Origin of the sequence: Agrobacterium sp. NPDC090273 (genome assembly GCF_044772305.1) — a bacterium.
Classification (GTDB): domain Bacteria; phylum Pseudomonadota; class Alphaproteobacteria; order Rhizobiales; family Rhizobiaceae; genus Agrobacterium.
On the sequence record NZ_JBIVYN010000011.1, the window covers coordinates 41,060 to 67,611 of the forward strand.

Consider the following 26,552-nt stretch of genomic DNA (forward strand, 5'->3'; position numbering starts at 1 on the left):
ACTATGCAATCAAAAGCTTATTTTGCCGTCCATCCACCATCGATCGAGATGGTTGTTCCGGTGATGGATCGGGCCATGTCGCCACAGAGATAAAGCGCCATCTCGGCAATCTCTTCCGGCTGGACGAACCGTCTGGTCGGCTGAGGGGCAAGAATGACCTTTTTGATAACATCTTCTTCGCTCATGCCATGCACGCGGGCCTGATCGACAATCTGCGCCGCGACAAGCGGCGTCAAAACGTATCCGGGGCAGATGGCATTGCAGGTAATCCCCTGCTCGGCCACTTCCAGTGCCACGCTTTTCGTCAGCCCCACCACCGCATGTTTGGTCGCCACATAGGGTGCTTTGAAAGGCGATGCCCGCAAGCCGTGCGCGGATGCGATATTTATGATGCGGCCCCATCCCCTTTGCTTCATGCCGGGCAAGGCGGCATGGGTTGCATGGAAAGCACTATCCAGCGAGACGGCAACAATCCGCGAGAAATCTGCGAAATCAAACTCATCGATCGGGGCGACTTTTTGAATGCCGGCATTGTTGACCAGCACATCGATGCCGCCAAGTTTGCCAATCACGGTTTCGGCGAGATGGGCGCTTTCTTCATATTTGGCCAGGTTGGCGGAGAAATAGACAGGCGTATGCCGGGCGTTTTTTGTCACTGTTTCAAGCACCTGAGCCGCATCTTCAGGCTCTTCGATGCCGTGGAGCGCCACGAGATATCCTGCCTCGGCAAAACGCTTGGCAATCGCCAGCCCAATGCCGCTCGTCGATCCTGTGACAAGGACGATCTTCGGTTCTGTGTCTTCGCCCATAGCCTAGTCCTTCAATTGCGGCAGGTTGCGAAACAGTTCAAGCGCTTCCGGATTGGCCAGCGCATCGGCATTTTTAACCGGCCGGCCATGGATCGTATCCCGGACAGCGATCTCGGAGATTTTGCCGGAGCGGGTACGCGGGATAGCCCCGACTGCAATGATCTTTGCCGGAACATGGCGCGGCGTCGCCCCAGAACGGATACGCGTTCGTATGGTCTTTTCCAGCTCGTCGGTCAGGGTTACACCGCTCTTGAGACGAAGGAAAAGTATGACGCGCTGGTCGCCATCGATGTCCTGTCCGACCGCAATTGCCTCCTCGACGTCCGGTACGGTTTCCACCTGCCGGTAAATTTCCGCCGTGCCGATGCGCACGCCGCCGGGATTGAGCGTTGTGTCAGAACGGCCGTGGATGACATAACCGCCGGACGGTCGTTTTTCTGCGAAATCGCCGTGCGCCCATATGCCGGGGAACCGGTCGAAATAAGCCGACTGATAACGCGAACCATCCTCGTCGCCCCAGAACTTGACCGGCATGGAAAGATGCGCATTGCGACAGACAAGCTCACCCGGCACGCCGGAAACAGATCGCCCCTGATCGTCCAGTGTGTCTATGTCCATGCCGAGCATCGCGCCCTGCAACTCACCGCGGTGCACCGCTTGCAACGGATTGCCACCGAGGAAACAGGCGCAGATATCCGTGCCACCGGAAATCGAGGCGAGATGCACGTCAGCCTTCCACTCCCGATAGATGTAATCGAAAGAGGCCGGGATAAGCGGTGATCCGGTTGAAAGAATAGTTCTGAGGGACGAGAGATTGTGGCTCTCGCGAGGCTTCACCCCTGCCTTCAGGCAGGCGTCGATGAACTTTGCCGATGTTCCGAAAGTAGCAATGTTTTCCGCATCGATCAGATCGATTAGACGCGCAGATGACGGATAACCGGGATTGCCGTCATAGGTAACGAGGGTTGCTCCGAGGGCAAGGCCTGAAATCTGCCAGTTCCACATCATCCAGCCGCAGGTGGTAAAATAGAAAAACCGTTCGCCGGGCTGGATATCGCATTGCAGCTTCTGTTCCTTCATGTGCTGAAGAAGCAGCCCACCACCAGAATGGGTGATGCATTTCGGTTTTCCTGTCGTGCCGGAGGAATAGAGGATAACCAGCGGCGTCTTGATCGGCAGACGATTAAAAGCGATCTCTCCCGCATCAAATGGCGCAACAAAATCCGCAATCGTTGTGCAGCCAAGGTCGGCGAGAACTGCCGGGACCCCGTCTCCTATCAAGACAATCTTTTCAGGTTTAGCGCTCTTCGCCACAGCCCGTATTGTCGGTGCGACATCGATGCGTTTACCAGCATAACCGTATTCCGCCACCGCGATCAGGATTTTCGGATCGATCTGCGACAGTCGGTCAGATGCGCCGGCCGGCCCAAAATCCGGTGAACAGGACGACCAGATCGCACCGATGGCGCTCGTCGCCAGATAACCGACTATGGCCTCTATATCGTGCGTGACGATCGCCCCGACACGATCGCCTTCTCCAACACCTTCGGCGCGAAGAGCCTGAACCAAACGGGAGACGTCATGGTAAAGCTCGCGCCGGGTTAGGGTCCGCTTGGTGCCATCGTCCCGATGCGCGATGATGGCTAGCCGGTCGTCGGCATCGCGTAGAAGGTTTTCGGCATAATTTACCCGTGCCTTCGGATAGAAGACGGCATCGCGGATCGACTTTCCCGCAACGAAGGACCTGTCTCCTCGCTCTCCGATGATATCTAGCTCATCCCAGAGAGCGTCATAAAAACCTTCGGGATCGCGTATCGACCAGGACAGGAGCGCTGGATAATCATCCGGCTCGGCTCCATGCCGCGGTTTCGTTTTTTCAGCAAACAGAAAGAGTGCCGACTGCCGCAGCCGGGACTGCGGCGGGCTCCACAGAATATCCGACGGTGTGACTGCGTTCATGCATCACCTCCCCGCAACATCTCGACGATGGCCGAAAAATCGCGATCACCGCTGCCCTCCCCCACAAACCCTTCATATAGCTCGGCGGCGGCTTTCCCGAGTGGGGTAGAGGCCCCCGCGCCATTGGCGGCTTCCTGTGACAGCTTCAAATCCTTTAACATCAAGGCTGCGGCAAAACCCGGCCTGTATTCATTGTTGGCAGGTGACGTCGGCACCGGACCCGGCACTGGGCAATAGGTGGTGAGCGACCAGCACTGTCCCGACGAGGTTGAAGCAACATCGAAAAGCGCTTGATGCGAAAGACCAAGCTTTTCGCCCAGCACAAAGGCCTCTGATACAGCGATCATCGAAATACCGAGGATCATGTTGTTGCAGATCTTTGCCGCCTGTCCGTTGCCACCCTTGCCGCAGTGGACGATCTTCTTGCCCATTGCCTCGAGGATCGGTCTTGCTGCTGCGAAAGCATCCGCCTCACCGCCACACATGAAGGTCAGGGTTCCAGCTGCTGCCCCGCCGGTGCCTCCAGAAACGGGCGCATCGATAGACGGGCAGCCTGCAGATACCGCCAGCGCATGGGCCTTCAAGGCGCTCTCCATATCAACAGTGGAGCAATCGATGAGAAGTGTTCCGGACGTGACCTTCCGCACCAGATCACCATAAACGGAAACCACATGTTCGCCCTTCGGCAACATCGTTATGACGACATCCGCACCATCTATCGCGGTCTCGCTCGCAGCCGCGACCGGTACACCCGCCTGCCTTGCGGCAGTGATGCAGGCCTCGGCAAGATCGAAACCTCTGACGGCGTATCCCGCCTTCACCAGATTGACAGCCATGGGCAGGCCCATATGCCCCAGCCCAATAAAAGCGACGGTTTGCATGGTCTTTTCCTCTTATCGATTGTCAGCGAGGATCATGTCGGCGGCTTTTTCCGCAATCATGATCGTCGGCGAATTGGTGTTTCCTGAGGTGATCCGCGGCATGATCGACGCATCCGCCACCCGCAATCCACGAAGTTTTCGAAATTTAAGACGGGCGTCAACGACGCTCTCGAGATCGGAGCCCATGCGCAGCGTACCGACCGGGTGAAAGATCGTCGTGCCGATATCCCCGGCCGCCTGCGCCAGATCATTGTCGTTTTCATAGGACGGACCGGGCTTGTATTCTTCAGGTCTAAACCGAGAGAAAGCCGGCTGCCCGACAATACGACGGGTCAACCTCATAGCATCGATTGCGACCTGACGGTCGCCTTCCGTCGTCAGATAATTCGGTCGGATTTCTGGTTGCATGGCGAAATCAGGACCCTTGACGTGCACCGAGCCTCGACTTTCAGGGCGCAGGTTGCAGACGCTGGCGGTGATCGCGGGAAATGTGTGAACCGGTTCGCCGAACTTATCGAGAGATACCGGTTGCACATGATACTCCAGATCGGCCGTCTCCTTCTCAGGAGAAGAGCGTGTGAAGACACCAAGCTGGCTCGGCGCCATCGCCATCGGGCCGGAACGGCTCAGCGCATATTCGAAACCGATACGGGCCTTTCCAAACAACGTCGACGCCCTTTCGTTCAGTGTCGACACTCCTGAAACCTTGTAAATCATGCGCAATTGCAAATGGTCCTGAAGGTTCTCGCCAACGCCTTCAACGTTCAACACCGTGTCGATCCCTGCCTTCTGCAGCACGTCGCCGCGCCCGACACCCGACAATTCAAGAATGTGGGGCGAACCGATCGCGCCTGCGGAGAGAACGGTCTCCCTGCGTGCGCGCGCTATCTTCGACACGCCGTCATGATGGAACTCCACCCCCTTGACCGCACCTTCTTCGATAATAAGCCGTCGCACATGCGCCTTGGTGAGAACGGTCAGGTTGGCACGGCCACGCGCCGGCTTCAGAAAGGCCTTGGCGGTGTTCCAGCGCCAACCCGAACGCTGGTTTACGTCAAAGTAGCCTGCACCCTCATTGTCGCCTCTGTTGAAATCATCCGTCGCGGGAATTCCAGCTTCTGCGGCGGCCTTTTGAAATGCGTCCAGCACATCCCAGCGAACACGTGCCTTTTCCACCCGCCATTCGCCGCCCGTCCCATGCAAGCTGCTCTTGCCGCGATAAAAATCCTCCGACTTGACGAAATAGGGAAGTACATCGTCCCAGCCCCAACCGTCGCAACCCAGTTGACGCCACATGTCATAGTCACGCGACTGACCGCGCATATAGATCATGCCGTTGATGGATGAGCAGCCACCAAGAACCTTGCCCCGCGGATAAATCAACGACCGGCCATTCAGTCCCGGTTCTTCCGCCGTCTTGAAGCACCAGTCGGTACGCGGATTGTTGATGCAGTAGAGATAACCGACCGGAATGTGGATCCAGTGATAGTTGTCGCTGCCGCCGGCTTCCAGCAAGAGCACACGATTATTCGGGTCTTTCGAGAGGCGGTTGGCGAGAACGCAGCCAGCGCTGCCCGCTCCGATGACGATATAGTCATATTCGCCCATGCTTTTCTCCGTGCGGTCCCGCTCCCGCGCCGAAAACGGCACGAGCCAGACCATTCATTCCGTTTTCACAAAACCTAGCCGCGATGCTGGAAACCGAGTTTCCGACCGATGCGTGAGGCGTAGAATTCGCCAATCAGGCCACGGCGGAAGACCAGCACGCAGGCCATGAAGACGAGACCGGTGATGATCGTCACCGGAAAATCAGATGTCGCCAGATAGTTCTGGAGGGTCACGACAAGACCAGCGCCGAAGATTGGCCCGATCATGGTTCCAATGCCACCGAGCAACGTCATCAAAATGACTTCGCCAGACATCTGCCAGGTCACATCGGTCAAGGTCGCGAACTGGAAAACCAGCGCCTTGAGACCACCCGCCAGACCCGCAAGTGTTGCCGACATTACGAAGGCACCAAGCTTGTAGCGCTGGACACTGTAACCCAGTGAAATGGCACGCTGCTCGTTCTCGCGGATCGACTTCAAGATCATGCCGAAGGGCGAGTTGACGAAACGCCAGATCACCAGCAGTGCAATCACAAAAGCGGCCAGAACCGTGTAGTACATGCTGTTTGTCGCGTTGAGATCGATGATCCCGAAGAGGTGGCCGCGCGGCACACCCTGAAGTCCGTCTTCCCCGTGTGTGAACGGCGCCTGCAGGCAGAAGAAATAGAACATCTGCGACAAGGCAAGCGTGATCATGGCGAAGTAGATGCCCTGACGCCGGATGGCAAAAAAGCCGATGACCAGACCAAGAAGGGCAGCCCCGGCCATGCCAATGACGAGACCGATCTCCGGTGTCACACCCCATTCCTTCACAGAATAGGCCGTGAAGTAGGCCGCGCCGCCGAAGAACGCCGCATGGCCGAACGACAGGAGACCCGTATAACCGATCAGCAGATTGAAGGCGCAAGCAAACAGCGCAAAGCACAAGAGCTTCATCAGGAAGATCGGATAGATGAACATCGGTGCGACAACCAGTACCCCAAGGCCGGCAATGATCAACGCCGTCCTGATGGTTCCAGCCGTCGTAGACACCTCCGTATGAGGCAAGGCAGCAGCAGAGTTCTGAATGGCTTTGGACATATCAGGCGTCCTTTCCGAAAAGACCGGCGGGGCGGATGAGAAGCACAAAGGCCATGATGACGAAGATGACGATGTTTGAGGCTTCCGGATAGAAGACCTTGGTCAGTCCTTCCGCAATGCCGAGCATGTAGCCTGTCACGATGGCACCCATGATCGATCCCATGCCGCCGACCACGACCACGGCAAACACCACGATGATGAGGTTGGTACCCATGAGAGGCGACACCTGATAGATCGGTGCGGCCAGCACACCAGTGAACCCGGCAAGCCCGGCTCCAAGCGCGTAGGTCAGCGTCAAAAGAACCGGCACGTTGATGCCGAATGCCTGGACAAGCGTCGGGTTTTCCGTAGCGGCGCGCAGGTAGGAGCCGAGACGGGTCTTTTCGATCAGCGCCCATGTCGCGATGCAGGCGATAAGGGAAATGACAACGACGAAGGCACGGTAGTTCGGCAGGAACATAAAGCCCAGATTGGTGCCACCTGCTAACTGCGGTGGAACCGAATAGGGTTGACCGGCCGCGCCATAAAGCCAGCGAAAAGTCCCCTCCACCACAAGCGCCAGACCGAAGGTGAACAGCAGACCGTAGAGCGGATCAAGATCGTAAAGGCGCGACAGCATAAACCGTTCGATGATGGCACCGAACAGCGCCACGACAAGCGGTGTCACCACCAGCGCGACCCAGAAATTGATGCCGAAATATTGCAGCCCGAGGAAGGCCACAAACGCACCGAGCATATATTGCGCGCCGTGGGCGAAGTTGATGACGCGCAGCAGGCCGAAGATGACGGCGAGGCCGAGCGACAGCAACGCATAAAACGAGCCGTTGATGAGGCCGACGAGCAATTGGCCCAGCAGGGCCTGCACAGGAATGCCGAAGATCATCGTCATCGTTAAACCCCCAGCACTTTGTTAAGCTCGCCCATACGATGAGGCAGTTCGCCAACCGGAAAATCGCCGACCATATGTCCGTGATCCATCAGGTAGAAGCGATCGGCGATCTTGCTCGCAAAGCGAAAATTCTGCTCAACGAGAACCACTGTCATGCCGCGGCTCTTGAGTTTTTGCAGAACCTCGCCGATGCGCTGAACGATGACGGGTGCCAGCCCTTCTGTCGGCTCGTCGAGAAGCAGAACCTTGACGCCGGTACGCAATATGCGCGCCATCGCCAGCATCTGCTGCTCGCCTCCAGAGAGTTTCGTTCCTGGGCTGCCCCGGCGTTCGTAGAGATTGGGAAAAAGCTCGTAGATTTCGTCGAGGCTCATACCACCCTCGGACACAACCGGGGGGAGCTTGAGGTTTTCTTCGACGCTCAGGGTCGCGAAGATACCCCGTTCTTCAGGAACGAAGCCGATGCCATGTTTTGCGGTCCGATGCAGCGGCACCGGCATCATGTCCTTGCCTGCAAGCTTGATGGTGCCCTTGCGATTGCGGATGATGCCCATGATGGTGCGCAGCGTGGTGGTCTTTCCAACGCCGTTGCGCCCGAGAATGGTGATGGTCTCGCCTTCACCCACCTTGAGATCGACGCCATGGAGCGCCTGGCTTTCGCCATACCAGGATTTCAGATTTGAAACTTCGAGAAGTGCCGCCATATCAGGCTTCCTCCGTACCCATATAGGCCGTTCGCACGCGCGGATCGGCGGAAACTGCGGCGTAGTCCCCTTCCGCGAGGATCTCTCCGCGTTGCAGCACCGTGACATGGTGGCAGATATCCGCCACGACCTTGAGATTGTGTTCGACCATCAAGACGGCGCGGGTCTTTGCGACTTCGCGGATGAGGTCCGCGACATGCGCAACGTCTTCGCCGCCCATTCCTGCCATTGGCTCGTCCAGAAGCAGAACCTTGGGGTCGAGCGCCAGCGTGGTTGCGATTTCCAGCACGCGCTTGCGCCCATAGGAAAGATCTGCGGCGAGCGCGTCTTTTTCACGCGTCAGCCCGACCATGCTGATCAGTTCTTCAGCACGTGCATTGAGCGTGTCGAGCGAGGAGAGCGGCAACCAGAACTGCGTGGCGAGATTGTTTGGCCTTTGCAACGCGACCCGTACGTTTTCCAGAACCGTAAGGTGCGGAAACACCGCCGAGATCTGGAAAGAACGCACGAGACCGAGCCGCGCCACCTTGTCCGGTGGCGTTTTTGTTATATCCGTTCCCATGAAGGTGATCGTCCCGCCCGAGGGCTGGAGGAACTTGGTCAACAGGTTGAAGACCGTCGTTTTCCCCGCGCCGTTCGGACCAATCAGGGCATGCACGCGGGCATGTTCGACGTCGAGATCGACGTTCTTCACGGCCGCGAATGCGCCGAAAGTCTTGGAGAGCCCACGCGCCGAAAGCACAACGCGGTGGTCCTCCTGTCTGGCAAGGACGGGAGCGATCGTCATCGAATGTTCCCTTATTGCGTTACCAGAGAGCAACCGCTCTTGGCGGGGTCCATGAAGGCTTCCTTGCCGGGAATGGTGGCGAGCACCTTGTAGTAGTCCCAGGCCTGTTTGCTTTCTTCCGGTTTTTTCACTTCCATAAGGTACATGTCGTGAATCATCCGGCCGTTGGCAGCAACATGGCCGTCCTTTGCGAAGACGTCGTTGACTGGCATTTCCTTCATGGCCTTGGCAACGGCATCGGCATCATCCGTTCCGGCCTTCTCGATGGCCTTCAGATAATGGAGGACCGCCGAATAAGTACCAGTATGAACCATGTTCGGCATCGCACCGGTACGCTCCTTGAAACGTTCACCGAACTTGCGGGACTCGTCATCGCGATCCCAATAAAAACCTTCGGTGAGTGTCAGGCCCTGTGCTGCTTCCAGACCGAGACCGTGAACTTCTGCGAGGGTGAAGAGCAGGGCCGCAAGGCGCTGGCCACCGGCAACAATACCGAATTCCGCCGCCTGCTTGATAGCGTTGGACGTATCGAGGCCGGCATTCGCAAGCCCGATGACCTTGGCGCCAGAGGACTGTGCTTGCAGCAGGAATGACGAGTAGTCGGTGGTTGCCAATGGATGGCGTACCGAACCGAGCACCTTACCGCCGTTGGCCTTGACGAAATTGCTGGTGTTTTCTTCCAGCGAATAGCCAAAGGCGTAGTCAGCGGTCAGGAAAAACCAGCTATCGCCACCCTGTTTTACCAGCGCGCCACCGGTTCCGACAGCCAGAGAATAGGTATCGTAGGCCCAGTGGAAACCATAGGGGCTGCACTGCTTGCCGGTCAGCTCCGTTGTTGCGGCACCGGTGTTGATCGTGATCTTCTTCTTGTCTTTGGACAGTGCCTGCACGGCAAGACCAACCGACGAGGACGTCAGTTCCATAATGGAATCGACCTGTTCGGTATCGTACCACTGACGGGCAATATTGGATGCAACATCAGCCTTGTTCTGGTGGTCGGCGGTCACAACCTCAACCGGTGCGCCCAGCACCTTGCCACCGTAATCCTCCACCGCCATCTTGGCGGCCTCGAAAGAGTACTTGCCACCGAAGTTGGCATAGACGCCAGATTGGTCGTTCAGGATGCCGATCTTGACCTTGCCATCCGACAAATCGGCGGCATAAGTGGCAGTTCCCGCGGCCAACACCATGGCCGTAGACAAAATAATGCTCTTGCGCATTGACTTCTCCTCCCAGAGATCGATTGCGAGCCTCAGATCCAACTTGTGCAGCCGTTTATGGAGCACCTGCTCCGATCTGCACTGAAATGGTCACATCGCCCTCCTCAAAGCGATGCATCCTGAGCTTAGATTTCTCGAATTCGCGCGTTGACACAAGACGGCGGCATCATCAAATTGCGAACAGGAACTGTTCATTTTTGAACAGAAGTCATTTGAGCGGGGACAATATGGCGACGCCTTTCACGTGGGACGATCTGCAATATTTTCTCGCTGTCGCTCGAACCGGTCAGCTTTCGTCCGCAGCCCGCAGCCTGCGGACCAGTCATGCCACCGTCTCCCGCCACATCGACCGCTTGGAATTCTCTCTTAAAACCAAGCTGTTCGAGAGAAATCCGCGAGGCTACGAACTGACGACTGTGGGGCGTCGGCTAGTCGATACCGTCGAGCGCATTGAGGCTGAAGCAGAGCGATTGCAGTCGGATATTTCCGAAAGCGGCAGCCTGTTGCGCGGTGTCGTACGGCTGAGTGCGCCGGAAGGTTTTTCCAATTTTTTCTTTGTTGAAAAGCTCAACGACTTCGCCGCCACTCATCCCCACATCATGGTGGAACTGGTGACGATCCAGCAGATCATGGCCCTTTCCAGAAAAGAAGCCGATGTGGCAGTGACGCTCGACCCGCCGAAAGCTGGTCCCTATGTCAATGAACAGATCATCGAATATACGCTGCACATCTACGCATCGCGCTCTTACCTCGCCGGCAGGCCAAAGATCACCCGCCGCGAAGACCTTCTCGACCACTTCTTCATTGGTTACGTGCAGGATCTGATCTTTTCGCCTGGCCTCGATTACATGCGGGACGTGCTGCCGGGATTAAGACCCAATTTTCAGTCTTCCAGCATCTTTGCGCAGCTGACCGCAACCCTTGGCGGTCGCGGCCTGTGCATCCTGCCCAACTTCATAGCGGCACGGTTCCCAGAACTGCAGATGGTTCTGCCGGAAGAGGTGGAATTGCGGCGCGGTTATTGGCTAACCAGCCACCACGACTTTGCCGATGTGCCACGCGTACGCTCCTTGATGGATTTCATTTTGAACACAGTTCGCTCTCACGAAAAGCTGTTTGTGCTCGATCGTAAAACCATCACCTGAACATCCCGTCGTTCACATTTCAGCGACACCCTGTTTCCGATTGCTGGATTGGATAAGGCGGAGCGTTGCCTATATGACAGGCAACACGATACCGGCTTGCCGGTACTCCTCCAACGTTTCGAAGGCCATCATGAAAAAGATCGGATTTTTGTCGTTCGGGCACTGGACGCCCTCTCCGCAGTCGCAAACGCGCTCAGCCGCGGATACGCTGTTGCAATCGATCGACCTTGCGGTTGCAGCCGAAGAACTTGGAGCTGACGGGGCCTATTTCCGCGTACACCACTTCGCCCGGCAACTTGCCTCGCCCTTCCCGCTGCTTGCTGCGGTTGGCGCTAGAACGAAGACGATCGAGATCGGTACCGGCGTCATCGACATGCGATATGAAAACCCATTCTACATGGCCGAGGATGCCGGCTCCGCCGATCTGATATCGGGAGGGCGCCTGCAACTTGGCATTAGCCGCGGATCGCCGGAACAGGTCATCGATGGCTGGCGTTACTTCGGCTATCGCCCGGCGGAAGGCCAGACTGAGGAGGATATGGCGCGCCAGCACACCGAAGTCTTTCTTGAACTTTTGAAAGGCGAAGGTTTTGCGCAACCCAATCCACGGCCGATGTTCCCCAACCCGCCAGGCCTCCTCAGGCTGGAACCGCATTCAGATGGTCTGCGCGAGCGCATCTGGTGGGGTTCAAGCTCGAATGCGACCGCCGAATGGGCCGCAAAGCTTGGCATGAACCTGCAAAGCTCGACACTGAAGACGGATGAGACGGGTCAGCCGTTCCACGTCCAGCAGGCCGAGCAGATCAGGGCCTACCGAGCCGCCTGGAAAGAAGCAGGTCACGCACACGAACCACGCGTCTCCGTCAGCCGTAGTATCTTCGCGCTCGTCAACGATATGGACAGGGCCTATTTCGGTTACGGCAACAAGGAAGATGACTCGATCGGCTTCATCGACGACAAAACGCGGGCGATCTTCGGGCGCAGCTATGCGGCCGAACCGGAAGCGCTTATCGAGCAACTGAAGGCCGATGAGGCCATCGCCGAGGCCGACACGCTGCTTCTGACCGTGCCGAACCAACTCGGCGTCACGTACAACACGCACGTGATCGAAACGATCCTGAAGCAGGTGGCCCCGGCCCTCGGCTGGCGTTAATCGCCCGGTGGCATCACCTCACCTGACCGGCTTGCCGTAACGCTCCATGCTTGCGGCAAGCGGCGTCGTGCTGGCGCCCGCTTGTTGCGGGCGTCTGTAAACACCATCGACCACATTGGCCGGCTCCTCAAAATGGTCCTTGATCCAGGGGATGTATTCGAGAATGGTCGAGGCCGGGTGCCAATAGCTCAAATGCACGTGCACCTGGCTCATTTCGCCGGCATGCGGCACCACGGGCAACCGGTGAGCCAACGCCAGATCGGCGACCTGAATATATTCGGTTATGCCACCGAGCCGCGTCACATCCGGCTGAACGTAAGCGACCGCACCGGCATCAATGAATGAGCGGAAGGCATCGACGGTGTAAAGCTGCTCGCCAAGCGCAATAGGGATCGACGTGTTGCGCGCCAGCCGCGCATGGCTCGTCACGTCGTCATACCACATTGGCTCCTCGAACCAATAAATGTCGAGATCACGGGCCGCGGCGCAGAAACGTTGGCAGGTCGGCAGGTCCCATTTGCCGTTACCGTCGATGGCAATCCTGACCGTTGAACCGACGCGTTTGCGGACAGCAGCAAGACGCTCGACATCAACATTCGGATCGTCGTGCCCGACCTTGATCTTCAGGCGTGTGAACCCGCCTTCTTCCACAGCCTTTGCGCTTCCGGCCAGCAGATTTTCCAGGTTGAAGGAGAGCCAGCCGATATCAGTATTGTAGGCTTCCAGCCGATTGGTTCTTGCACCACCCAGATAGTGCCACAACGGAACGCCAGCCTTCTTCGCCTTCAGATCCCAAAGCGCCACATCGATGGCCGCCAGCGCAAGGTGCGTGATGCCCGCACGCCCAACCCACTGCAATGAGGGATAACGCGCCAGCTTCGTCCACAGTCGGGAATGATCGGATGCATCTTCGCCAACGAGCAAGGGAGCGTAACAATCGCTGATGCAATAGGTAATCAGTCGATCAGAAGGCAGGTGCGCATGCGTTCCGGTAAAGCCATACCCCTCTAGGCCATCAGTGGTTACGATCTTGGCGCCAACGACGCCCCAGTGGGTGATGCTGTGCGTGGAATCTGAAATGGACGCCGAGGTTAACGGCAGGTGCAGGATAAACGGTTCGACCGACTTGATTTTCATAAGGCACACTCACTCCCTTGCGCTCAATCATCTCGGGAGGAGCATGGCGGACGTGAAAAGGCCGCGCCCGCAACGGGCCGCAAACCGTCAAACCAACCTCTTGACCAAACTCAGCAGCCTTCCTCCCAGAAGCCGTGAGCATCGAAATAAGAACTAACGTAAACTATCGATCATAGAAAATAAAAAATTTTTTATTTTTAATTTCGAAGGATTGCCGATCTTTTATGGTTGAGCAATGATGTTTGCATGAACAGCTTGGTCAAAGTCACTCTTGCCGAACAGGCCCACCAGGAACTGCGTTCGCGTATCGTCAGTGGGCGGTTGCGTGGCGGGGAGCGACTGCTTCCCAACGAACTCGCCGCAGATCTCGGAATAAGCCCAACTCCGATCAAGGAAGCCTGTCTCAAGCTCGAGGCGGATGGGCTCGTGGTCAATTCATCCCGCCGCGGCATGGTGGTGCGGGATTTCAGCATTGAGGATGTTGAGGAACTCTACGCCGCCAGAATGCTTATCGAAAAAGGTGCGGTCGAAGTGGCATTCGACGCCGGGCAGTTGAACGACACCCTCCATGCAAAACTTCTGGAAAGCCTCGAGAAACATCGTGCTTTCTCAAAAGGCACCAGCCTGGACGACCTATCACAGGCGCTTTTCTATGATCGTTCTTTCCACAGCCTGCTTGTCAGTGCTGCGAATATTCCCGTCATTTCCGGTTCGCATGAGCGCATCCTCGACCAGACGCACACCGTTTTCGTCTCGATTTTGGGTGACTACAGCCGTTCTGTCGATGAGCACCAGAATATCGCAGATGCGGTGGGTGCAAAAAGCAAGGCACAGATCGTCGATGCTTTGTGGCGCCACCTGGAGCGCAGCCGGCAAAACACGTTGCGCCAGATACGTCTGCTGAAGCAGAACGGAGGATAGCTGCCGGCAGCATGATAAAGACAACTGGGAGGAAACAGAATTGTCGTTTGAAAATCCGAAAGCCACGACGCTGCCAATGTCAGAACGGCTTTCCGCCAAAACCCTGTCCTATCTGCCTCAATCCATCGAAATCCCCCTTTATGATCGCGACGCGGTCACACCGGGTATCGTTCACCTCGGTGTCGGGGCCTTCCACCGCGCCCATCAGGCGGTTTTTATCGATGACTGCCTCGCGCGGGGCGAGACCGGATGGGGCATTGTGGCCGCATCGCTCAGAAGTGCAGACACACGCGATGCAATCGAACCTCAAGACAATCTCTACACGTTCAGCTTGCGCGATGCAGATGGCGAGAAGCTGCGCATCATCGGCTCCATTGTCGAAACAATCGTCGCGCCTGAGGCGCCCGAGACACTCATTGACCGTCTGTCCGATCCGGCTGTCCGGCTTGTCACGCTGACCGTAACTGAAAAAGGTTACGTTACAAATCTTGCCAGCAAGACCCTGCTGCGCGACCACCCGGATATCCTCCACGATCTTGCAAATCCCGACAAGCCGCGAACCATTTACGGCTTCATTCTCGCCGCCACGCAGCGCAGGCTTTCAGAAGGTTCTTTGCCACTTACGCTTCTGTCCTGTGACAATCTCCCATCCAATGGCCGTGTCTTGCAAAAGCTGCTGCTGGAATATGCGAGATTGGCCAAACCCGAACTGGCGGATTTTATCGGCGAGAACATCGCCTGCCCCTGTTCAATGGTCGACAGGATCGTTCCAGCAACCACCAGCCTTGATCGCGAAACCATCAAAGCTGCCCTTGGCGTTGAGGACGCCTGGCCCGTGGTCGCTGAGCCTTACTTCCGCTTCGTCATCGAAGATCGCTTTCCACACGGGCGACCAATGCTTGAAAAGTCCGGTGTGGAGTTCGTTGCAGACGTAGAACCCTATGAGCATATGAAGCTCAGGATGCTGAACGGTGCGCACAGCGCCATTGCGGCAGCCGGCCAGGTCACCGGGCTCGCCACCGTCGCCGATGCATGGAGCGAACCTGCGATCCGGCGCTTTATCGATGCCTATTGGCATGCTGTGAAACAAACACTCAGTGCCGCCGTTGACGGAGAGGCATTTGCGGCCGGTTTACGCGAGCGCTTCGGCAACCCCGCGCTTCAACACAAGACCATGCAGATCGCCTCGGATGCCTCGCAGAAGTTGCCGCTGCGCGTCCTCGCGCCGCTGCGAGAACTGCTGGCATCCAAGGTCGATAGCCGACCCCTTGTGCTCGCCGTCGCGCTCTGGGTCCGATCCTGCGCGACGATCGATGAAAACGGCGAGCCGATTACGATCCTGGATCCAGTCTTCAATGAATGGGATGCACCCGACCAGCTACGGATGGAGCCGGACGACGTCATCGACCGCTTTCTGGGCTTCACCCGTACATTCGGTGACGACCTTCCTGACAACACAGACTTCGTTGCAGAATTGAAAACTGCATATCGTCATGTCAGGGACAATGGTGCGCTTGCCGCTGTCAGCAGTTTTCTGAAGCCGTGAATCGCTTGCAAAATCAGCGCACAAAAAAACAGGCCGGAAAACCGGCCTGTTTCGTCTTTGCCAAAACAAATGCTTAGGCTGTAGCGGCGATGCGTGCGGCCTTGCGGCGCTCGACGCGAGCGCGAATGGCATCGACATCCGTGATCGGCGTCGCCGCAAAAAGCTGGCGTGTATAGGGATGCTTCGGATCTGCGAACAGTTCCTCTCGCGTGCCCTGCTCTACCGCGACACCCTTTGAGATCACCATCACGTCATCGGCAATGTAACGCACCACGGAAAGATCGTGGCTGACGAAAACGTAGGTCAGCTCAAACTCTTCCTGAAGATCGGCCAACAGGTTCAGAACCTGCGCCTGAACCGATAGGTCCAACGCAGAAACCGGCTCGTCCAGAACCAGCAGCGTCGGGTTCAGCATCAGCGCGCGTGCGATGGCGATACGCTGGCGCTGACCGCCCGAGAACATGTGCGGATAACGGTTGAAGTGCTCCGGGCCAAGACCAACCTTGACCAGCATGGCTTCTGCCCGTTCGCGACGCTCGGCGGCTGGGACGGACGTATTGATCACCAGCGGTTCCATCAACACATCGCCAACCTTCTGGCGCGGATTGAGGCTACCGTAGGGGTTCTGGAACACCATCTGCACCTTGGAGCGCATATCGGGACCAGGGCGACGCTTGGCGATATCAACCGCCTGCCCCTCGATCTTCAGCTCACCGCCCGATGCCGGGTCAATGAGCGCAATGATGCGCGCAAGCGTGGATTTTCCCGAACCGGATTCACCGACAATGGCCAGCGTTTTGCCACGTTCAACGGCAAAATCGATGCCTTTCAGCGCTTGCACCATCTTGGAACCGCCGAACATGCCACCCGGAACGTGGTAATCGCGGGTAATCCCCTTACCTTCGACGACAACACTCATTGTACGCCCTCCTTGCCGAAGAAGTCTGATACCGTCGGCAAACGGTCACCGGTTGCATTTTCCGGCAGCGCGGCAAGCAGCGCCTTAGTGTAAGGATGCTGCGGTGCTTCGAACAGGCTCAGAACATCCGCTTCTTCCATTTTGCGACCCTTGTATTGCACCACGACACGGTCAGCCGTTTCTGCAACGACGCCCATGTCATGGGTAATCAGGATCAGCGCCATGCCGTATTCTTCCTGAAGCTTCATCAAGAGATCGAGGATCTGCTTCTGGATCGTCACGTCGAGTGCCGTGGTCGGCTCATCGGCGATGAGCAGGCGTGGCTTCGACGCAATGGCGATGGCGATCATGACGCGCTGGCACTGACCGCCAGACATCTGGTGCGGATAGGCCTTGAGCTTGGTTTCCGGGTCAGGAATACCAACCGCCTTAAACAGTTCCAGAGCACGGGCGCGTGCCGCAGAACCACTCATGCCGAGGTTGAGGCGAAGCACTTCCTCGATCTGGAAGCCGACAGTGAAAGAAGGATTGAGCGAGGCAATCGGCTCCTGGAAGATCATTGTGATCTCCCGGCCGATCAGCTTGCGGCGCTCCTGCGACGACAGGGCCAGGAGGTTCTTGCCGTCGAAGGTCATTTCGTCGGCAGTGATCATCGCCGTATCGGGCAGCAGGCCCATGACGGCCAGCATCGACACCGATTTACCCGAACCGGATTCACCGACGATCGCCAGCACTTCGTGCTTGTCGACCGACACGTCAATGCCGTCAACGGCGGTGAAGGAACCGGTAGCGGTGGCGAACTTCACCGTGAGGTTTTTGATTTTCAGCAGGCTCATCCGTTAGCTCCGCTTCAATTTCGGGTCGAGCGCATCACGCAGCCCGTCGCCCATGAGGTTGATCGCGAGCACGGAAATCAGGATCGCGAGACCGGGAAGGGTTACAACCCACCATGCGCGCAGAATGAATTCACGTGCCTCTGCAAGCATCGTGCCCCATTCGGACGACGGCGGCTGTGCACCCATGCCAAGGAAACCGAGTGCCGCCGCATCCAGAACCGCCGACGAGAAAGACAGTGTTGCCTGAACGATCAAGGGCGCGAGGCAGTTCGGCAAGATGGTCTTGAACATCAGACGCATATTGCCGGCACCGGCCACACGCGCTGCTGTAACATACTCACGACGAAGCTCGCTCATCACCGCCGCGCGCGTCAGACGCGCAAAGTGCGGCTGGTAGACGATGGCAATCGCAATCATCGCGTTGGTGAGGCCTGGTCCGAGGATCGCAACCAGAACCAGCGCCAGAAGCAGCGACGGGAACGCCAGGATGACATCCATGACGCGCATGATGACGGCATCCACCCAACCACCGAAGAAACCGGCGATAAGACCAATGACAATACCGCCCACCAGCGCGATGGAAACAACGACGATACCAATGAACAGCGAATATTGCGCGCCGTAGATCAGGCGCGAAAGCATGTCACGGCCAACCGCATCGGTTCCGAAGAAGAAGCCGGCGCGACCGCCTTCCTGCCAGAATGGCGGGATCAGAAGCGCATCGCGGTACTGTTGGGTCGGATCATGCGGTGCAATCAGCGGTGCAAAAACCGCAACCAGCACCAAAAGGATGAACACGGCAAGGCCGATGACGGCGCCGCGGTTCTGGCGGAAATAGAACCAGAAATCGGCGATCATCCGGCGGCGAATGGCGGCGTCAGAAAGCTTGACGCCCTGGGTCGTGGTCACATTGCTCATTTGTGACGGATCCTTGGATTGATGAGGCCATAGGTCAGATCGACGAGCAGGTTGACGACCATTACCATGCCCGCGATCAGAAGCAGGCCGCTCTGCACCACCGGATAGTCGCGGCGCGAGATGGAATCGATCATCCACTTGCCGATACCCGGCCAGGAGAAGATGGTTTCGGTCAGAATGGCACCCGCCATCAGCACGCCAATCTGCAGGCCGATGGTGGTGATGACCGGGATCATGGCATTGCGTAATGCGTGAATGCCGACGACGCGTGCAGGCGACATGCCCTTGGCACGAGCCGTGCGGACGTAGTCTTCACCCATCACTTCCAGCATTGCCGAACGCGTCTGGCGCGCAATGACCGCAAGCGGGATCGTGGCAAGCACGACCGATGGCAGGATCAGGTGCGACAACGCCGAGATAAAGGCGCCTTTCTGCCCGGAAATCAGACTGTCGATCAGCATGAAGCCGGTGACAGACGGGAAGAAATACATCAGCGAGATGCGTCCTGACACCGGCGTCCACTGAAGAATACCGGAGAACATGATGATGAGCAGAAGCCCCCACCAGAAGATAGGCATCGAAAAGCCGACCAAAGCCGTCGTCATGGAGATCTGGTCGAACCAGGAACCGCGACGGATTGCAGCGAGAACGCCGACAGGAACGCCGATTGCGGTTGCGATGATGATGGCGACGAGGCCAAGCTCGACCGTCGCAGGAAACAGCGACAGGAACTCGGTCAGAACGGGTTTCTTCGTGACAAGCGAATTGCCGAGATCGCCCTGCAGGAGACGCCCTAGAAACTGAAGGTACTGTTGCCAGACAGGCTGGCTAAAGCCGAGCTGTTCGGCAAGCTGTGCATGCCGTTCGGGCGTAATACCACGCTCGCCTGCCATCAGCAGCACGGGATCGCCCGGCAGCACGCGCACAAAGGCGAAAGCGACAATGGTAATCCCGAGGAACGTCGGAACGAGATAGAGAAGTTTGCCGAGAATGAACCGGATCATGGTCTTTTTCCTGAAAAGACGCGCGGAAGAACATCGTTCTGCCGCGCGTCCTGTTGTTTGGGATTACTCCGTGATGTCAACGGTGTCGAAAACGAAGTCGCCAAGCGGGCTCATCTGGAAGCCCGTTACGTTCTTGCGCATCGGCACGTACTGAGTGGAGTGGTCGAGGGTTGCCCAAGGAGCCTGGTCCTTGAAGACGACCTGCGCCTGCTCATAGAGCTTCGTACGTTCAGCAACGTCGCTCGTCTGCTTTGCCTTGGTCAGAAGATCGGAGAACTCCTTGTTGCACCAGAAAGCGCGGTTTGCACCGCCCGGCTGAGCCGAAGCGCAAGACAGCAGAACGCTGAGGAAGTTGTCCGGGTCACCATTGTCGCCCGTCCAGCCGAGGATGACGGCGCCGTCCCGGCCCGGTTCCATCGACTTCTTCAGGTATTCGCCCCACTCGTAGGAAACGATCTCGACCTTGACGCCAACCTTGGCGAAGTCCGACTGCAGAAGCTCGGCGGTACGACGGGCGTTCGGCATGTAAGGACGCTGTACCGGCATCGCCCAGATCTTCATCGACAGATCCTTGACGCCTGCTTCCTCGAGAAGCTTCTTGGAGGCTTCCGGATCGTATGCGTCATCCTTGACGCTGTCGTTATACGACCACATTGTCGGCGGGATCGGGTTCTTTGCGACCTGACCGTTGCCCTGGAACACGGCGTCAATGATCGCCTGCTTGTTCATGGCCATGTTGAGGGCCTTACGAACCTTCGGATCGTCGAACGGCTTAACCGTGGTGTTGTAGGCAAGGTAACCAACGTTAAGGCCGGACTGCTCGTCGAGCTTCAGGTTGGTATCGGCGCGGATGGCGTCGAGGTCAGCCGGTGCCGGGTAAGGCATCAGGTGGCATTCGCCAGCCTTAAGCTTCTGAAGACGAACGGCAGCGTCCGGCGTGATTGCGAAGATCAGGTCGTCGATCTTCGGTGCGGTGCCCCAGTAGTCGGCGTTCTTCTGGTAGCGGATAACCGCGTCCTTCTGGTAAGCGACGAACTTGAACGGACCCGTGCCGATCGGCAGGTTGTTGAAGTCTTCCTTCGTGCCGGCCTTGTCGAGCGTATCGGCATATTCCTTCGAGACGATCGAAGCGAAAGGCATGGCGATGTTCGCGAGGAACGGAGCTTCCGGGTGCTTCAGGACGAACTTGACGGTGTAGTCGTCGACCTTGGTCACTTCCTTGATCAGCGACGGCATTTCCATCGAGGAATAATACTCGTAGGTGATGCCGGCGATGTACTGATGCCACGGGTTCTTGTCGTTGCCCTGACGATCATAGCTGAAGATTACGTCATCAGCGTTGAAGTCGCGGCTCGGCGTGAACTTGTCGTTGGAATGCCACTTCACGCCCTTGCGCAGGTGGAAGGTGTATTCCAGGCCGTCAGCGGAAACTTCCCACTTTTCAGCAAGTGCAGGCTCGATTTCGGTCGTGCCCTTCTTGAATTCAACAAGACGGTTGAAGACCGGGTGCGCCGACGCATCGAAGGTGCCGCCGCCAGTGTAAGGCGCCGGATCGAAGCCCTCGGGCGAAGCCTCGGAGCAATAAACGAAGGTTTTCGCCATGGCGGGCATGGCGGAAGTGATCGCAATCGCAGAAGCGATCAGCAAACTGCGGGTCAGCGTTTTCATCTGGTGGTCCTTTCCCTCTTTATCTGAGTCCTGTTTCGGCCCGTTGACGGGCCTTTTTGCCTGGTCAGCGACAACACGTGATGCGCGTTGCCGATCGGACTTATTGCCTCCCGACCAATTACCTTGCGTCCGGCTGAAAGAGCCGGTCGAGGTTCGTTTCCGGAGTGCAGAACCACCGTGGCCCGGCCTCCGTCATATAAGCGATATCTTCGAGGCGGACACCGCACTCCCCATAAACGCACAGCATCGGCTCAATGGAGAAGCACATGCCAGGTTCAAGCGGCGTCTCATTGCCTGCAACGATATATGGTTCTTCGTGAATATCCAGTCCAAGTCCGTGCCCGGTACGATGGGGCAGTCCTGGAACGGCGTAACCGGGGCCAAAGCCCGCATCCGTCAGCGACTGACGCGCAGCCGCATCCACCTGCGAACAGGCAACACCATTTTTTGCTGCAGCAAAAGCCGCAGCCTGCGCATCGCGTTCGGCGTTCCAGATGAAACGCTGGCGGTCGGTGGCCTGACCGGAGACATATGTGCGTGTGATATCAGAGCGATAGCCGTGCAGTATTCCGCCAAGATCGACCAGAACCATATCGCCGTCATTCAGCGTCTGGGCATAAGGAACACCGTGCGGATAGGCAGTCGCCTCACCAAACTGAACAGCAACGAAAAGCGGCTTGAGGCCAAGCGCGATGTGGGCAGCATTAACGAAGTCAGCGACTTCGGTGGTTGAAACACCGGCGCGCAGGTTCTCAAAAACGGCCTTTTGCACGCCGTAGCTGGCGTCCATCGCGGTCTGGATGATGGCGATTTCCGCTGCAGACTTGATCTGCCGCTGCCTGACGATCATCGGCTGGGCCGAAATCACACGCCCTTCCAGGCGCTGCATCAAGGCAGAAGCAAAAACGAAGGGTGTTGCCGGATCGATTGCGAGGAAGCTTCCGGGACAAACCAAAGCCTGAAAGCGGTCTGCCATCAGGTGGAACGGGCTCTCGTCTTCTTCCCATACGGCAACGTTACCCGGAATACGGATCAGCGTCTGCAGCTTGGGCTCTTCGAAAGTCGGGCTGACGTAGATCAATTCACCGTCTGCCGGCACCAGAGCGCCATGGATTCGTTCAGACAATCCGAGCGACAGGCCAGTGTAATAGGTCAACGATGACGAAGCATCGAGCCAAACGGCCTTAACGTTGTTCTGGATCATTTGCATTTGCAGATTGCGGACGCGCAATCTCAATTCGTCTTCAGCGATCGGCGCTACCGCGACCGGCTGAAAGCGCTTAAGCGCTTCTATAAAGTCTGCCATTCTCTCCCCGTCGCTTTTGGGCACACAAGCACCAACGTGCCGGCAACCTCCCAAGCGTTCTTTTGCACATGCATAACACACGCAATTGGCGAGGCAATGGGCCGGGAACACGGCCGGCCACAAAACTGTGCATATTTATCTAGACATAACGAAAACGTGATCGCCAGACTTCAATCCAAATGAAAGCTCGCCTTGACGACACGACAAAAATCTCATTGCCAGCCGGCGCACTACCGAAGTCGGCAGGGACAGAGTGGAGCAACCACGGCAGCAAAGAGCCGGATGACTTGAGATCGCCATCCGAGCCGTGTCCAAGCGAGAATTTTGGAAAGCCCTAAAAAGGAAAAAGCCTGCCGCGGGAGGAGGTGCGGCAGGCTTCAAACTTGATCGACGATTGGGAGGAGGAGTACCGTCGATCCACATCTAACGGCGCTGGGAGGAGGAGTGCGCCGTTTCGATGATTTAAACATAGTCGTATTTGCGAATTTTAACAGAGCAACTCTCGCAATGCAGCAATGCATTTCTGCATGGCTGCAAAATCGCTGCACGGTTTTTCATCAACTACGTGGCGAACTGCGTCGCTCAACTCTCGCGATAGACTTGAAAACCGGCAAAAGATTGATTGACCGGCATCAATTCGAGGCTGTTGATATTGATGTGCTTGGGCTGCGAGGCAACCCAGTGGATCGTATTGGCGATATCGTCCGCCGTAATCGGATTGACACCCTTGTAGAGATTGTCCGACGCTTCCTGATTGCCACCGGTACGCACAAGCGTGAACTCGGTTTCACACATGCCCGGTTCGATAGACGTCACGCGGACACCCTTGCCATGCAGATCGGAACGCAACCCCAATGAAAACTGCCGCAGGAATGCTTTGGTCCCGCCATAGACGTTGCCGCCAAGGTAGGGATATGTCGCGGCGACGGAGGCAAGATTGACCACCATTCCCCGGCGCTCGATCAGCGTCGGCAACAGATGATGGGTAATATTCAAAAGGCCGGTGATATTGGTGTTCACCATGGTGTGCCAGTCTTTCAGCGGCACCTGGGGTGCCGGCGAAGTGCCGAGTGCCAGACCGGCATTGTTGACGAGGACATCGATATCGCGGAAATCTGCCGGCAAGCTGGCAATTGCTTTCTGCATGGCATCTTCATCAGTAATGTCGAAGACTGCACCGTAAAAATTGGCACCGAGTTCTTCCGACAGTGCCGAGAGCCGTTCTGCTCGACGACCGGTGCCGACAACTTTCCAGCCTTCAGCGATGAAGCGCCGCGCTGTGGCCTGTCCGAAGCCGGATGTCGCGCCCGTGATGAAAATGGTTCCGGTCATGCAAGTGTCTCCGCTACATTCTTTCTGTCGGTATAGGGGGAATGAAGCAGCTTTTCCGCCGCGACTGCAAGACAGCGCTTGAAGGCTTCCACGTCCGTATACAATTCATCTTCCGATGCCTGACCCACAATCACCACGCCGCCACGTCTCAAGATGCCGCCATGCAACATGAGGTTGTCCGCCATATCGAAATTCTCGATCGAAAACCCATCCGGTCCACGAAACCGGCCGGTTTCGTCCTGGCTCGCAACGCCGCCGTAATAAGCCGTGATGCGGCTGAAGTGACTGTCAGCGACATTCGTGTAGGCGAAGACCGGCTTTCCGAGAGCACACATAAAGCCAAGTTCGTAGCTGGTTCCGGTATCGGCGGCGATGCCTCGAAACGGGGTCAGGTTGGCGATAACGGCATCGGCCTCCAGCATCATCTGCTCATCGACATCGTTGATGTTGCAACCATGCTGGATTTTCGTATCGGCGGGCGGAATCTGCAGATCCCCCGGCGAAAGTGGGATAAAACCTGCCTCCCGCGCGAGCGCGGCTTTAAGGTCGAGCATTTCACGGGCATTCGGCAGAAAGACTTCAGGCCCAGCAAGATAGATTTTTTTTGTCATCGAAAATTTCATAGGTTTGAAAAGGAAAGTGGCGGAGCCTAACCCGCGAAGGTTGCCAAAGGCAAGCATCCGGCACACGTGCGCGAACGATAAAACGGTATCGCCTTTGAGCCCTTTCGGTTATAGCCGGTACAGCAAACACGATATCTCTGGAGAAGCTAATGCCTGCGCCCATCCGTTATCACGAAGGCGATATTTCAGAAGCGGATGCCGCCCGTTACATCGGCGCAATCGCTGTTGATACGGAAACACTTGGGCTTGTACCGCGCCGCGATCGTCTTTGTGTCGTGCAGCTTTCGCCCGGAGACGGCACGGCGGATATCATCCGTATCGCGGCTGGACAGACGAAAGCTCCCAACCTCGTCGCCATGCTTGCCGATCCATCTCGGCAGAAGATCTTCCATTATGGCCGCTTCGATATTGCCGTGCTTTTCCATAGCTTTGGCGTTACCACCGAGTCGGTCTTCTGCACGAAGATCGCGTCCCGCCTTGCTCGTACCTATACCGATCGGCATGGTCTGAAAGACAATTTGAAAGAAATGCTCGAAGTCGACATCTCCAAGGCACAACAATCATCGGACTGGGCAGCAGAAAGGCTTTCTCCCGCGCAGCTTGAATACGCCGCTTCGGACGTGCTTTATCTGCACGCGTTGCGTGACAAGCTGACACAACGCCTTGTGCGTGATGGCCGCATCGAGCACGCAACGGCCTGCTTCGCGTTTTTGCCGACCCGCGCCAAACTCGACCTTCTCGGTTGGGAAGACACCGACATTTTCGCCCACAGTTGAGCCAGGCTCATCTTAACGCCCGGTTTACCGCAATGGCCTAATCTCGGTCGCAACTTTACGTAGCGGCCGGAATTCATCGCGATGATTACCCCTCTTCAGCAGGCAGCCGGGATCGGTGTCAGCGATCTCATGCGCTCCATGATCGAGACGATCGAGGACCGCCAGCGGGAAGAGCAGGAAAAAGCAAAAGGCACGAAGAAAGACGACGCAGTCAGGGCTACGCAACCGCAGCCGGACCAATCGCACCGTGCGGCCAACGAAAAGATCAGCTCCTATCTTTTCGGCGCCATGCGAGCCGACCCAGATGCCTTCGCCTCTTTGATGGCCCGGTTTTCCTCAGCTCTTGGCGTGACGCAAGAGAGCGAGGAAACGAACCGCGCCTTCGCACAGAGGCTGAACGACGCCCTTGTTCTGACCGACAGCTTTGCGAAACGTGATTCACAGGGGAATGCCATCAAGATTTCCCTGACGTCGTTCGGTGTTTCCGAAGCTCAGGTTATCGATGTCATGAATGGCGCGGTGACCAGCGAAACAGACCCGATGGCTTCGCTCGCAGCGCGTATTGCCAAAGGTGCAGGCCTTACCGGCCAGGAAGACGATTTTGGCGACCAGATGACAAAGGCCATCATGGCAGCCAGGGCAACTTTGCCCAAGAGCACCGATGACCTCGAAGAATCAACCGGCCTTAAAGGCCTTGGCATGAGCGCGAACGCAATGATTGCGGCCATCGCCAATCCCTGGGGCGACGAAGCGCGCGCTTTGAAAGATGCGCTCGATAGACAGGCCCAAAGCAATGGCCTTACCAGCCGCGAAACGCTGAAGGTCATTCAGCGCCTCGAAGATGTTGCCGACCCAAAAACCAGGGAAGAGCTGCAAGCCGAACGGGGCAGTAATCGCATCGGCGAGGTCAATGATGCGGAGGTCGCCGCCGAGCGGGAAGCCGACATCAAGACCCTTGATGCCAGCGGGAAGCTGGACGAGGTGCAGAAACTTCAGGATGCGGTGAAAGAACAGAACGAAACGGCGAAGGATGAAAATCCTGTCGAGACACAGCAGACCGGCGATGCCAGTACTGATGGCGAACTGGCGATGATTTCCATCCTGTCAGGCGTATCGAACGTCAGCGATGCCAATAAGCCTGCATATGGCGAGGTGGATGATGCGTCAGCCGAAATCTCGGCCTCGACAGCAGCCGGCCAAGCTGACGAGGCGGAACAGTTGCTCGACGCACAGGCGGTTATTACCGAAAGCCAAAAAAATATTCTGCCGATATCCATCGATGAAGATGGCCTCTATGAACTGTTGCGGAGGAAAGCCGCCTGACGGCACTTT

Annotated in this window: 24 protein-coding genes; 6 read left to right on the top strand and 18 right to left on the bottom strand. The window is 57.1% G+C overall.

Annotated elements, in window-relative coordinates; genetic code table 11:
• Nucleotides 1–17: 17 nt before the first annotated feature.
• From ACIQT8_RS22925 to ACIQT8_RS22965, 9 genes are all read right to left on the bottom strand, one after another.
• Nucleotides 18–809 (bottom strand): 3-hydroxybutyrate dehydrogenase, encoded by a 792-nt coding sequence (locus ACIQT8_RS22925; protein WP_400970204.1) that lies wholly within the window; start codon nucleotides 807–809, stop codon nucleotides 18–20.
• 3 nt (nucleotides 810–812) lie between these two features.
• On the bottom strand, nucleotides 813–2,768 hold the full coding sequence (locus tag ACIQT8_RS22930) for an acetoacetate--CoA ligase (RefSeq protein ID WP_400970207.1): 1,956 nt from the start codon (nucleotides 2,766–2,768) through the stop codon (nucleotides 813–815).
• The gene (mmsB, locus tag ACIQT8_RS22935; RefSeq protein WP_400970210.1) at nucleotides 2,765–3,649 is read right to left on the bottom strand and encodes a 3-hydroxyisobutyrate dehydrogenase; all 885 of its coding nucleotides are present in this window, start codon (nucleotides 3,647–3,649) and stop codon (nucleotides 2,765–2,767) included. Before mmsB ends, ACIQT8_RS22930 begins: the two co-directional genes overlap by 4 nt.
• A 12-nt stretch (nucleotides 3,650–3,661) precedes the next feature.
• A complete protein-coding gene (locus tag ACIQT8_RS22940) occupies nucleotides 3,662–5,257 on the bottom strand; it encodes a GMC family oxidoreductase (RefSeq protein ID WP_400970211.1) in 1,596 nt (531 codons plus the stop codon).
• A 74-nt stretch (nucleotides 5,258–5,331) separates the two neighbouring features.
• Nucleotides 5,332–6,336: a branched-chain amino acid ABC transporter permease gene (locus ACIQT8_RS22945; RefSeq protein ID WP_400970214.1), complete on the bottom strand. Its 1,005-nt coding sequence runs from the start codon at nucleotides 6,334–6,336 to the stop codon at nucleotides 5,332–5,334.
• Between the two features lies 1 nt (nucleotide 6,337).
• The gene (locus tag ACIQT8_RS22950; RefSeq protein ID WP_138793644.1) at nucleotides 6,338–7,225 is read right to left on the bottom strand and encodes a branched-chain amino acid ABC transporter permease; all 888 of its coding nucleotides are present in this window, start codon (nucleotides 7,223–7,225) and stop codon (nucleotides 6,338–6,340) included.
• A gap of 2 nt (nucleotides 7,226–7,227) precedes the next feature.
• Entirely contained in the window at nucleotides 7,228–7,929 is a 702-nt protein-coding gene (locus ACIQT8_RS22955; protein ID WP_400970217.1) for an ABC transporter ATP-binding protein, read from the bottom strand.
• A gap of 1 nt (nucleotide 7,930) precedes the next feature.
• Complete coding sequence (locus tag ACIQT8_RS22960; RefSeq protein ID WP_138793642.1) at nucleotides 7,931–8,716, bottom strand: ABC transporter ATP-binding protein; 786 nt, start codon at nucleotides 8,714–8,716, stop codon at nucleotides 7,931–7,933.
• Nucleotides 8,717–8,727: 11 nt separating this feature from the next.
• Entirely contained in the window at nucleotides 8,728–9,936 is a 1,209-nt protein-coding gene (locus ACIQT8_RS22965) for an ABC transporter substrate-binding protein (RefSeq protein WP_400970220.1), read from the bottom strand.
• Nucleotides 9,937–10,163: 227 nt separating this feature from the next.
• Here ACIQT8_RS22965 and ACIQT8_RS22970 point away from each other — a divergent pair, with 227 nt between their 5' ends.
• Together ACIQT8_RS22970 and ACIQT8_RS22975 are read left to right on the top strand one after the other, a co-directional pair.
• Complete coding sequence (locus ACIQT8_RS22970; RefSeq protein WP_400970223.1) at nucleotides 10,164–11,081, top strand: LysR family transcriptional regulator; 918 nt, start codon at nucleotides 10,164–10,166, stop codon at nucleotides 11,079–11,081.
• A 130-nt stretch (nucleotides 11,082–11,211) separates the two neighbouring features.
• Entirely contained in the window at nucleotides 11,212–12,234 is a 1,023-nt protein-coding gene (locus ACIQT8_RS22975) for an LLM class flavin-dependent oxidoreductase (RefSeq protein WP_400970226.1), read from the top strand.
• A gap of 18 nt (nucleotides 12,235–12,252) precedes the next feature.
• Here the strand turns inward: ACIQT8_RS22975 and ACIQT8_RS22980 are convergent, their stop codons facing one another.
• Nucleotides 12,253–13,371 carry a mandelate racemase/muconate lactonizing enzyme family protein gene (locus ACIQT8_RS22980; protein ID WP_400970228.1) on the bottom strand — a complete coding sequence of 373 codons (1,119 nt, stop codon included), beginning with the start codon at nucleotides 13,369–13,371 and terminating at the stop codon, nucleotides 12,253–12,255.
• Between the two features lie 246 nt (nucleotides 13,372–13,617).
• On the opposite strand from ACIQT8_RS22980, the gene ACIQT8_RS22985 reads away from it, so the two are divergent.
• The gene (locus ACIQT8_RS22985) at nucleotides 13,618–14,292 is read left to right on the top strand and encodes a GntR family transcriptional regulator (protein WP_400970231.1); all 675 of its coding nucleotides are present in this window, start codon (nucleotides 13,618–13,620) and stop codon (nucleotides 14,290–14,292) included.
• 76 nt (nucleotides 14,293–14,368) lie between these two features.
• On the top strand, nucleotides 14,369–15,838 hold the full coding sequence (locus tag ACIQT8_RS22990) for a mannitol dehydrogenase family protein (RefSeq protein WP_400970455.1): 1,470 nt from the start codon (nucleotides 14,369–14,371) through the stop codon (nucleotides 15,836–15,838).
• 73 nt (nucleotides 15,839–15,911) lie between these two features.
• Here the strand turns inward: ACIQT8_RS22990 and ACIQT8_RS22995 are convergent, their stop codons facing one another.
• The 8 genes from ACIQT8_RS22995 to ACIQT8_RS23030 all read right to left on the bottom strand — a co-directional run bounded on the left by ACIQT8_RS22995 (nucleotide 15,912) and on the right by ACIQT8_RS23030 (nucleotide 24,432).
• The gene (locus ACIQT8_RS22995; protein WP_138793636.1) at nucleotides 15,912–16,757 is read right to left on the bottom strand and encodes an ATP-binding cassette domain-containing protein; all 846 of its coding nucleotides are present in this window, start codon (nucleotides 16,755–16,757) and stop codon (nucleotides 15,912–15,914) included.
• The gene (locus tag ACIQT8_RS23000) at nucleotides 16,754–17,593 is read right to left on the bottom strand and encodes an ABC transporter ATP-binding protein (protein WP_400970235.1); all 840 of its coding nucleotides are present in this window, start codon (nucleotides 17,591–17,593) and stop codon (nucleotides 16,754–16,756) included. The genes ACIQT8_RS22995 and ACIQT8_RS23000 overlap by 4 nt, the downstream gene beginning before the upstream one ends.
• 3 nt (nucleotides 17,594–17,596) lie before the next feature.
• Nucleotides 17,597–18,511 carry an ABC transporter permease subunit gene (locus ACIQT8_RS23005; RefSeq protein WP_400970239.1) on the bottom strand — a complete coding sequence of 305 codons (915 nt, stop codon included), beginning with the start codon at nucleotides 18,509–18,511 and terminating at the stop codon, nucleotides 17,597–17,599.
• Nucleotides 18,508–19,515 carry an ABC transporter permease subunit gene (locus tag ACIQT8_RS23010; RefSeq protein ID WP_138793633.1) on the bottom strand — a complete coding sequence of 336 codons (1,008 nt, stop codon included), beginning with the start codon at nucleotides 19,513–19,515 and terminating at the stop codon, nucleotides 18,508–18,510. The genes ACIQT8_RS23005 and ACIQT8_RS23010 overlap by 4 nt, the downstream gene beginning before the upstream one ends.
• Before the next feature lie 63 nt (nucleotides 19,516–19,578).
• Nucleotides 19,579–21,183 (bottom strand): ABC transporter substrate-binding protein, encoded by a 1,605-nt coding sequence (locus ACIQT8_RS23015; RefSeq protein ID WP_262527241.1) that lies wholly within the window; start codon nucleotides 21,181–21,183, stop codon nucleotides 19,579–19,581.
• A gap of 118 nt (nucleotides 21,184–21,301) precedes the next feature.
• Nucleotides 21,302–22,489, bottom strand: a complete 1,188-nt coding sequence (locus tag ACIQT8_RS23020; protein WP_400970244.1) for a M24 family metallopeptidase — start codon at nucleotides 22,487–22,489, stop codon at nucleotides 21,302–21,304.
• 582 nt (nucleotides 22,490–23,071) lie between these two features.
• Complete coding sequence (locus ACIQT8_RS23025) at nucleotides 23,072–23,821, bottom strand: SDR family oxidoreductase (protein WP_400970247.1); 750 nt, start codon at nucleotides 23,819–23,821, stop codon at nucleotides 23,072–23,074.
• Entirely contained in the window at nucleotides 23,818–24,432 is a 615-nt protein-coding gene (locus tag ACIQT8_RS23030) for a nucleoside 2-deoxyribosyltransferase (RefSeq protein ID WP_400970250.1), read from the bottom strand. Before ACIQT8_RS23030 ends, ACIQT8_RS23025 begins: the two co-directional genes overlap by 4 nt.
• 161 nt (nucleotides 24,433–24,593) lie before the next feature.
• On the opposite strand from ACIQT8_RS23030, the gene ACIQT8_RS23035 reads away from it, so the two are divergent.
• Both ACIQT8_RS23035 and ACIQT8_RS23040 read left to right on the top strand, forming a co-directional pair.
• Nucleotides 24,594–25,220 (top strand): ribonuclease D, encoded by a 627-nt coding sequence (locus ACIQT8_RS23035; protein ID WP_138793628.1) that lies wholly within the window; start codon nucleotides 24,594–24,596, stop codon nucleotides 25,218–25,220.
• An 81-nt stretch (nucleotides 25,221–25,301) separates the two neighbouring features.
• Nucleotides 25,302–26,543 carry a hypothetical protein gene (locus ACIQT8_RS23040; RefSeq protein ID WP_400970254.1) on the top strand — a complete coding sequence of 414 codons (1,242 nt, stop codon included), beginning with the start codon at nucleotides 25,302–25,304 and terminating at the stop codon, nucleotides 26,541–26,543.
• Nucleotides 26,544–26,552 lie beyond the last annotated feature (9 nt).

What these genes read in the sequence shown, in the direction of transcription:
- ACIQT8_RS22985 (WP_400970231.1), top strand. Translation starts at nt 13,618, where the DNA reads ATGAACAGCTTGGTCAAAGTCACTCTTGCCGAACAGGCCCACCAGGAA.
- mmsB (WP_400970210.1), bottom strand. Translation starts at nt 3,649, where the DNA reads ATGCAAACCGTCGCTTTTATTGGGCTGGGGCATATGGGCCTGCCCATG.
- ACIQT8_RS23025 (WP_400970247.1), bottom strand. Translation starts at nt 23,821, where the DNA reads ATGACCGGAACCATTTTCATCACGGGCGCGACATCCGGCTTCGGACAG.
- ACIQT8_RS22960 (WP_138793642.1), bottom strand. Translation starts at nt 8,716, where the DNA reads ATGACGATCGCTCCCGTCCTTGCCAGACAGGAGGACCACCGCGTTGTG.
- ACIQT8_RS23035 (WP_138793628.1), top strand. Translation starts at nt 24,594, where the DNA reads ATGCCTGCGCCCATCCGTTATCACGAAGGCGATATTTCAGAAGCGGAT.
- ACIQT8_RS22980 (WP_400970228.1), bottom strand. Translation starts at nt 13,371, where the DNA reads ATGAAAATCAAGTCGGTCGAACCGTTTATCCTGCACCTGCCGTTAACC.
- ACIQT8_RS23010 (WP_138793633.1), bottom strand. Translation starts at nt 19,515, where the DNA reads ATGATCCGGTTCATTCTCGGCAAACTTCTCTATCTCGTTCCGACGTTC.
- ACIQT8_RS22930 (WP_400970207.1), bottom strand. Translation starts at nt 2,768, where the DNA reads ATGAACGCAGTCACACCGTCGGATATTCTGTGGAGCCCGCCGCAGTCC.
- ACIQT8_RS23040 (WP_400970254.1), top strand. Translation starts at nt 25,302, where the DNA reads ATGATTACCCCTCTTCAGCAGGCAGCCGGGATCGGTGTCAGCGATCTC.
- ACIQT8_RS22950 (WP_138793644.1), bottom strand. Translation starts at nt 7,225, where the DNA reads ATGACGATGATCTTCGGCATTCCTGTGCAGGCCCTGCTGGGCCAATTG.
- ACIQT8_RS22955 (WP_400970217.1), bottom strand. Translation starts at nt 7,929, where the DNA reads ATGGCGGCACTTCTCGAAGTTTCAAATCTGAAATCCTGGTATGGCGAA.
- ACIQT8_RS23005 (WP_400970239.1), bottom strand. Translation starts at nt 18,511, where the DNA reads ATGAGCAATGTGACCACGACCCAGGGCGTCAAGCTTTCTGACGCCGCC.
- ACIQT8_RS22925 (WP_400970204.1), bottom strand. Translation starts at nt 809, where the DNA reads ATGGGCGAAGACACAGAACCGAAGATCGTCCTTGTCACAGGATCGACG.
- ACIQT8_RS23020 (WP_400970244.1), bottom strand. Translation starts at nt 22,489, where the DNA reads ATGGCAGACTTTATAGAAGCGCTTAAGCGCTTTCAGCCGGTCGCGGTA.
- ACIQT8_RS22945 (WP_400970214.1), bottom strand. Translation starts at nt 6,336, where the DNA reads ATGTCCAAAGCCATTCAGAACTCTGCTGCTGCCTTGCCTCATACGGAG.
- ACIQT8_RS22990 (WP_400970455.1), top strand. Translation starts at nt 14,369, where the DNA reads ATGTCAGAACGGCTTTCCGCCAAAACCCTGTCCTATCTGCCTCAATCC.
- ACIQT8_RS23015 (WP_262527241.1), bottom strand. Translation starts at nt 21,183, where the DNA reads ATGAAAACGCTGACCCGCAGTTTGCTGATCGCTTCTGCGATTGCGATC.
- ACIQT8_RS22975 (WP_400970226.1), top strand. Translation starts at nt 11,212, where the DNA reads ATGAAAAAGATCGGATTTTTGTCGTTCGGGCACTGGACGCCCTCTCCG.
- ACIQT8_RS22970 (WP_400970223.1), top strand. Translation starts at nt 10,164, where the DNA reads ATGGCGACGCCTTTCACGTGGGACGATCTGCAATATTTTCTCGCTGTC.
- ACIQT8_RS22995 (WP_138793636.1), bottom strand. Translation starts at nt 16,757, where the DNA reads ATGAGTGTTGTCGTCGAAGGTAAGGGGATTACCCGCGATTACCACGTT.
- ACIQT8_RS22965 (WP_400970220.1), bottom strand. Translation starts at nt 9,936, where the DNA reads ATGCGCAAGAGCATTATTTTGTCTACGGCCATGGTGTTGGCCGCGGGA.
- ACIQT8_RS22940 (WP_400970211.1), bottom strand. Translation starts at nt 5,257, where the DNA reads ATGGGCGAATATGACTATATCGTCATCGGAGCGGGCAGCGCTGGCTGC.
- ACIQT8_RS23000 (WP_400970235.1), bottom strand. Translation starts at nt 17,593, where the DNA reads ATGAGCCTGCTGAAAATCAAAAACCTCACGGTGAAGTTCGCCACCGCT.
- ACIQT8_RS23030 (WP_400970250.1), bottom strand. Translation starts at nt 24,432, where the DNA reads ATGACAAAAAAAATCTATCTTGCTGGGCCTGAAGTCTTTCTGCCGAAT.